This window comes from Streptomyces sp. NPDC052687 (assembly GCF_040678395.1).
Classification (GTDB): Bacteria; Actinomycetota; Actinomycetes; order Streptomycetales; family Streptomycetaceae; genus Streptomyces.
On record NZ_JBFATR010000064.1, the window covers coordinates 26,988 to 33,103 of the forward strand.

General features: G+C 72.9%; 4 protein-coding genes. 2 read left to right on the plus strand and 2 right to left on the minus strand.

Annotated elements, in window-relative coordinates; translation table 11 throughout:
- Positions 1-16: 16 nt before the first annotated feature.
- On the minus strand, positions 17-1,081 hold the full coding sequence (locus AB0K92_RS31040) for a methyltransferase (protein ID WP_365928417.1): 1,065 nt from the start codon (positions 1,079-1,081) through the stop codon (positions 17-19).
- Between the two features lie 471 nt (positions 1,082-1,552).
- Positions 1,553-3,895, minus strand: a complete 2,343-nt coding sequence (locus AB0K92_RS31045) for a BTAD domain-containing putative transcriptional regulator (protein ID WP_365928419.1) — start codon at positions 3,893-3,895, stop codon at positions 1,553-1,555.
- A gap of 470 nt (positions 3,896-4,365) precedes the next feature.
- Between AB0K92_RS31045 and AB0K92_RS31050 the strand changes: the two genes are divergently transcribed.
- Both AB0K92_RS31050 and AB0K92_RS31055 read left to right on the plus strand, forming a co-directional pair.
- On the plus strand, positions 4,366-5,298 hold the full coding sequence (locus AB0K92_RS31050; RefSeq protein ID WP_365928421.1) for an NADP-dependent oxidoreductase: 933 nt from the start codon (positions 4,366-4,368) through the stop codon (positions 5,296-5,298).
- 58 nt (positions 5,299-5,356) lie between these two features.
- A complete protein-coding gene (locus tag AB0K92_RS31055) occupies positions 5,357-6,037 on the plus strand; it encodes a class I SAM-dependent methyltransferase (protein ID WP_365928423.1) in 681 nt (226 codons plus the stop codon).
- Positions 6,038-6,116: the final 79 nt, after the last annotated feature.

A 6,116-nucleotide genomic window follows, 5' to 3' on the forward strand; every position in this document is an offset into this window, starting at 1 on the left:
CTTGTGCGGGAGGCGGTCAGGGGTTCCTGGTGGCGCTGAGGATGCCCTGCAGCGGCAGGGCGTCGGGGGGCAGCTGCGCGGGGTCCTGGGAGAGGGCGCGGGTGACGGTGAATCCGGCCTCCTGCAGCCAGGCGCGGAAGGTCGACAGCTTCTGGGGGCCGCCCTGGCCGGTGGCGCAGCCCAGGAAGAAGGACGGGTAGTAGTCGACGCTCCAGGAGTCCTTGATGTCCTCGGCGTAGATCGGCACCAGGATGTGCAGGCGGCCGCCGGGTGCGAGGGAGGCGTGGACGCGGGTGAGGATCTTCAGGACGTCATCCTTGTCGAACATGTTCAAAAAGTGTTTGATCAGGACGACGTCGAAGCCCTCGGGGACGCCCTGGAAGACGTCTCCGCCGATGAACGACGAGGTGGCCTCCACGCCGTGTTCGCGGAAGTTGCGCAGGCATTCCTCGCGCTTGCCGGGCAGGTCGAAGGTGGTCACCCGCAGTCCGGGTGAGCCTTTGTGGCGGTGGGTGTGGATGGCGCCGAGGCCGGTGTGTCCCGCCAGGTCCAGGACGTGGGAGCCGGCGGGGATGTCGATGTTGTCGAAGAACCAGGGGTCGATGCGGTCGGTGACGGAGTCCATCAGCCGCGACCAGGACTCGCGCAGGTCCGCGTGCACGCCCATCGCGGCGTACAGGTCCCCGTCGAATCCGTACAGTTCCCGCAGTCCGACGGTGGTGCCGGTGCGCACGCTGTCGGTGAGGTAGTACAGCTGCCGGAGCGTGGTGACCTTGATCTTGTCCATGAAGGCCAGGACCCGGTGCAGGTCGGCGTCGGGTACGTCGGCCAGGGCGTCGAGGCGGTAGGTGCCCGAGGTCTCGTCGTGGGCGACGAAGCCTTCCTTGACCGGCAGGTGCAGGAGCTGTTCGACCGCGTCGGGCTTGGCTCCCACGGTGGCGGCGAGCTGGGCCGCGCTCTGGCCGGGACGGTCGCGCAGGGCGTCGATGAGGCCGAGTTCGAAGCAGGACAGCAGGTTCATGAACCGTGCGGGTCCCACCATGTACTCGCGGAAACGGGCGAGGGTGGCGTGTGCAGTCATGGAGCGGTTCCCTTCGAGGTCGCGCACAGGCCGGTGCCCGGTCGCGGCTGCCTTGGCCGAGCATCGGGGGTGCGGCTTGAGCGGGGCTTTGGAACGGGTGGGTGGCGGCTTGGCGCGGGGTGGGGGGCGTGGGGCGTGCCCGGGGCGTGCCCGGGGGCGTGCCCGGGGCGTGCGGGGTGCGGTGCTTGGCGTGCGGGGTGCGAGTGCGGGTCGGTGCTTGGCGTGCGGGTGCGGGTACGGGTCGGTGCTTGGCGTGCGGGTGCGGGGTGCGTGCGGGGCCGGCGCGCTGGGTGCGGGTCGGTGCTTGGCGCAGGGTGCGGGGTGTGGGGTGCGGCGCGGGGCCCGGCGCGCTGGGTGCGGGTCGGTGCTTGGCGCAGGTGCGGTGCTTGGCGTGCGCGGGTGCGGGTGCCGGCGGGGCGGTCGGGGGCCGGGTGGGTGCGGGATTCCGGGTGGGGGCGGGGGTGTTGTCTTTCAGGGGTGGGGGGCCGGTTGGGGGCGGGCGGGGTGGGGGGTCATGTCCGGTGGGCGGTGGTGGTGCGGGTCAGGGGGGGTGGCCGCGGGGTCGGCCGTCCAGGCGCGGCCGGCCGCCGCTTCGATGCGCAGGCGCATCCGGCCCCGGCGCATCCGTCCCGTGGTCTCGTACAGGGCCTTGGCCACCAGGGCGTCGGTGAAGCGGAACCAGCCCAGGCGCTGGGTGTCCTCGTCGATCAGGCCGGCCGCGATCGCGTTGTCGAGGACGGCGAGCGCGGTGTCGATCTCGACGGCCGCGACGTCGGCGACGACCTCGACGTCGAAGTGGCGGCCGGCGACGGCGGCCACGGCCAGCAGTTCGGCCGCGGGGTGGGGCAGCCGTGCGACGCGGTGCAGCACCATCTCGCAGACGGCGGCCGGCAGGGGCGCCGTGCTCGGTGTGTCCGGGCGCTGCTCGCCGGCGAGCAGTTTGATCATTTCGCGCAGCAGGTAGGGGTTGCCGCCGGAGCGGGCGCACAGTCCTTCGGCGGTGCGCCGGCTGACGTCGCTGCCGGCGATGGCGCCGGCCAGGATGCGGGTGTCCTGGGCGGTCAGTCCCCGCAGGGTGATCCGGACCGGTTGCGCGACGGCCAGCGCGCGCAGGGTGCCGGCCAGTGCGGGGGCCTGGTCGGAGCGGTAGGAGGCGATCAGCAGCAGCCGGCTGTGGGGCACGGTCGTCGCCAGGTGGGCGAGCAGGCGCAGGGAGGCGGCGTCGGCCCGGTGCAGGTGGTCGAGCATCACCACCAGCGCCCCGGTCCGGGACAGGCCGGTCAGGTGCCGGGCGACGGCGTCGAACAGCCGGGTGTCGCCTGCGGCCGGCAGGCGCGGGCCGCTTCGCGCCTGACCGGCGGCCTGCGCCTGACCGGCGGCCTGCGCTTGCAGGGCAACCTGCGCCTGCAGGGCGGCATGTGTCTGCCCGGCGGCGTACGCCTGCCCGGTGGCGTGCGCTTGTCGGGCGGCGTGGGTCTGCCGGGCGGCCGCGTCGAGGAGTGCGGCCACCGCCGGCGGTGGCGGGCGGTGCGGGAAGGCGGCGCCGGCCACGCGCAGGACCTGTTCCCACAGCGACAGCGGCGGTGCGGTGAGGTGCTCGGTGCCGGTGCCCCAGAACACCGGTACGCCCGAGCGTTCGGCGAACCGCCGCAGGAGGCTGGTCTTTCCCGAGCCGGCTTCGCCGGACACCGTCACGATCTGTCCCCGGCGGGCCTCGGCCGCGGCCAGTGCCTCGGTCAGCTGCCGGATGGCCGCCTCCCGGCCGACGAAGACGCCGTCGACGCTGTCGCCCGCCGCCGGATGCGGGGCGAACGGATGCGGGGCGGGCGGGCGCGGGGCGAACGGGTGCGGGGCGGGCGGGCGCGGGGCGAACGGGTGCGGGGCGGGCGGGCGCGGGGTGATCTGGTGGGGGGCGATCTGGTGGGGGCGGGAGGCGGCGGGCGGGGTGGCCGGCCGCGGGGGCGGGGTGGCGGGCTGCCGCGGGGGTGGGGTGGCGGGCTGCCAGTCCAGTGCCGGGTCCTGGGTGAGGATCTGCTGCCGGAGGTGCTGCAGGCGCGCGGTGGGATCCACGCCCAGTTCCTCGGACAGGCTGGCCTGGACGGTGCGCAGTGCCTGCAGTGCGTCGGCTTGCCGGCCCGCCCGGTACAGGGCCAGGCTCAGCAGTTCGAAGCCGTGTTCGCGCAGCGGGTTGGCCTGCACGAAGGCTTTCAGGTCGGCTGCGGCCAGGTCGTGGGCGCCCAGGGCCAGCAGTGCGGTGCAGCGCATCTCGACGGCCGACAGCCGTACTTCTTCCAGGCGGGCCGCTTCCGGCAGGACGCAAGGGACGGTGGCGACCTCGGTGAAGGGCTGTCCGCGCCACAGTGCCAGTGCCGTGTCGAACTCGTGCACCGCCCGCCGCCAGTCGGCGCGTTCGCGGGCCTGGCGGCCTGCCTGGGTGTGGGTGAGGAAGGCGTGCACGTCGATGTCGGCGGTGTCGGCGTCGAGCATGTAGCCCTGGGCGCAGGTGCGCAGGAGGGCGGCCTGGGTGCGGGGTTTGCGGCCCGGTTCGAGGATCTTGCGGAGTTTGGCGACGTAGGCCTGCAGTGAGGTCATCGCCGAGGGCGGCGGGCTGCCTTCCCACAGGGCTTCGAGGATGACGTCGGTCGTCACGGTGCGGCCGGCCTGGCTCACCAGCAGGGCGAGGAGGGTGCGCTGTTTGGGGGCTCCGAGGTCGGCCGTGCGGCCGGATATGAGTGCCTGAACGGGGCCCAGGGCACGGAATTGCGCCGGTGTGCGGGCGGCGGGCGGGCGGGATGCGGGGGGTGTTTCCTTCATCGTGCAGGGCCCGGACGCTGCGAGGGTGTGACGGGCATCGTGTTCGTCATGATGAGCCCTTTCCGGATAGCCGTATACCGGGTTCCGCACGGACAACGCAGGCCAGAAAACGCCTTGTTGGGCGCTGTCGCTCCCAGATATCAGGGTTGTCGGCCGACGCTACGGAGACCGGTTCAAAACTCGCTTGAGCGGTCCTTGATATCGGCTCGGATATCGCTGGTTCATCTGGTGGGCGTCGTGGTTTCGGTGCTAAGAACGAGAAGGTGCTCGGCGAGGCGGTGAGCGCCCGGGGGAATTGCGATTCTGTTATTTGCTTTCCCTGTACGGGTTGTTGAGGCGTTCGCTGCTCCGGTGCGCGTCGACGGCGCCCGGGGTGTGCCTGGCGCAAGAAGGCGGCCGCCGCGCTCGTGGGCGGCGGGGGCCGGCGGGCCGCAGCGCGTGTTCGAAGCGATGGCGAAGAGAGGCTGATCATGAAGGCTGTGCGTTTTCATTCCTATGGCGAGCCCGGTGTGCTGGTCCACGAGGACGCGGACCGTCCCCGTGCCGGTGCGGGGCAGGTGGTGCTGCGGGTGGCCGGGGCGGCGGTGAACCCGGTCGATGCGATGCTGCGTTCGGGGATGGTCAGGGAGGTGTTCGACCTGGCTCTGCCGCATGTGCCGTGCTACGACGTCGCCGGTGTCGTCAGCGAGGTCGGTGAGCAGGTGAGCGGTTTCGCCGTGGGCGATGAGGTGGTGGCCTGGCTGCCGATCGACGGGCCCGGTGGTGCCGCCGAGTACGCCGTGGCGCCGGCGACGGCGCTGGCGGCCGCTCCGCGCACGGTGGAGCTGGCCGAGGCCGCGGCGCTGCCGTCGGTGGCGCTGACCGCGTGGCAGGCGCTGTTCGAGCACATCGGTCTGACGTCGGGCCAGTCCCTGCTGATCAACGGGGGCGGCGGCGCGGTGGGCGGGTATGCCGTCCAGCTCGCGGCGCGCTCCGGTGCGCGGGTCACCGCGACCGCCGGTCCCGCCAGCCGGGAGCGGGTGCGCTCCTACGGGGCCGGGCGGGTCATCGACTACACCGAGACGCCCCTGGTGCAGGCGGTGGCCGGCGAGCGGTTCGACGCGGTGCTGAACCTGGTCTTCCTGCCCCCGCAGGAGCTGGCGCGGGTGGCGGACCTGGTCGCCGACGGCGGTGCTTTCGCCAACACCGTTCCCCCGGGCCTGGAGCGCACCGAGCGCGGTGTGCGCAACCTGCAGGTCTTCGGGCGCAGCGACGCCGGGCAGCTGGCCGAGCTGGTCGCCCTGGTGGACGCCGGTGAGCTGAAGGTTCATGTGGGCCGGCGGCTGCCGGTGAGCGAGCTGCGTGCCGTGCACGAGGAGCTCGCCGCGTATCAGCCGGTGGGCAAGACCGTCCTGATCCCCTGACACGACAGGCCGGTGGCGCGGTGAGGACCGCGGCCGCCGGACGAGGAGCGCTGGCTGTATGTCTTCGACGTTGGAATCGGACGCTGTCGCGGCAACCCTGGAGCGGCTGCTGGCAGCGGAGGACAAGCAGGACCTGGCGGCCGCGTGGGCGGCGGCCGGGGTGGACCTGGGCGGTGACTTCCCGGCCGGGATGAGCGCCGCGGAGATGGCGGAACGCACCAAGGACATCATCATGTCCGTCTCCCGGGAAGGCGGGCGGCTGCTGTATCTGCTCACCCGGGCCGTCAGGGCGCGCACGGTCGTGGAGTTCGGCACGTCTTTCGGGATCTCCACGCTGTATCTGGCGGCCGCGGTACGCGACAACGGCGGCGGCCGGGTGATCACGACAGAGCTGCAGCAGGACAAGGCCCGCCAGGCGGTGGAGAACTTCGCCGCCGCCGGGCTGGCCGATCTCATCGAGCTGCGCCTGGGGGACGCCCGCCAGACCCTGCGGGATGTGCCCGGGCCGGTCGATGTGCTGCTGCTGGACGGGTGGCTGGATCTGCGGCTGCCCATCCTGCGGACGGTGGAGGGCGCGCTGCGGCCGGGCTCGCTGGTCGTCGTCGACGACGTCGACCTCGACATCGGCCGCGGCGTGTACGAGGAGTTCCGCGCCTACATCGACGACCCCGCCAACGGTTATCTGTCCCTGACCCTGCCCGTCCACCAGGGAGTCCAGCTGGCCCTCAAGGTCGGCTGACAGCAGCGGCACCGATCACGCGGCCGGCCGCGGCCCACCGGGAAGGCTCCCCCCTTCTCCTGGTGGGCCGCCCGACGGG

Coding starts and splice junctions, on each gene's coding strand:
- AB0K92_RS31040 (WP_365928417.1), bottom strand. CDS start 1,081: ATGACTGCACACGCCACCCTCGCCCGTTTCCGCGAGTACATGGTGGGA.
- AB0K92_RS31045 (WP_365928419.1), bottom strand. CDS start 3,895: ATGAAGGAAACACCCCCCGCATCCCGCCCGCCCGCCGCCCGCACACCG.
- AB0K92_RS31050 (WP_365928421.1), top strand. CDS start 4,366: ATGAAGGCTGTGCGTTTTCATTCCTATGGCGAGCCCGGTGTGCTGGTC.
- AB0K92_RS31055 (WP_365928423.1), top strand. CDS start 5,357: ATGTCTTCGACGTTGGAATCGGACGCTGTCGCGGCAACCCTGGAGCGG.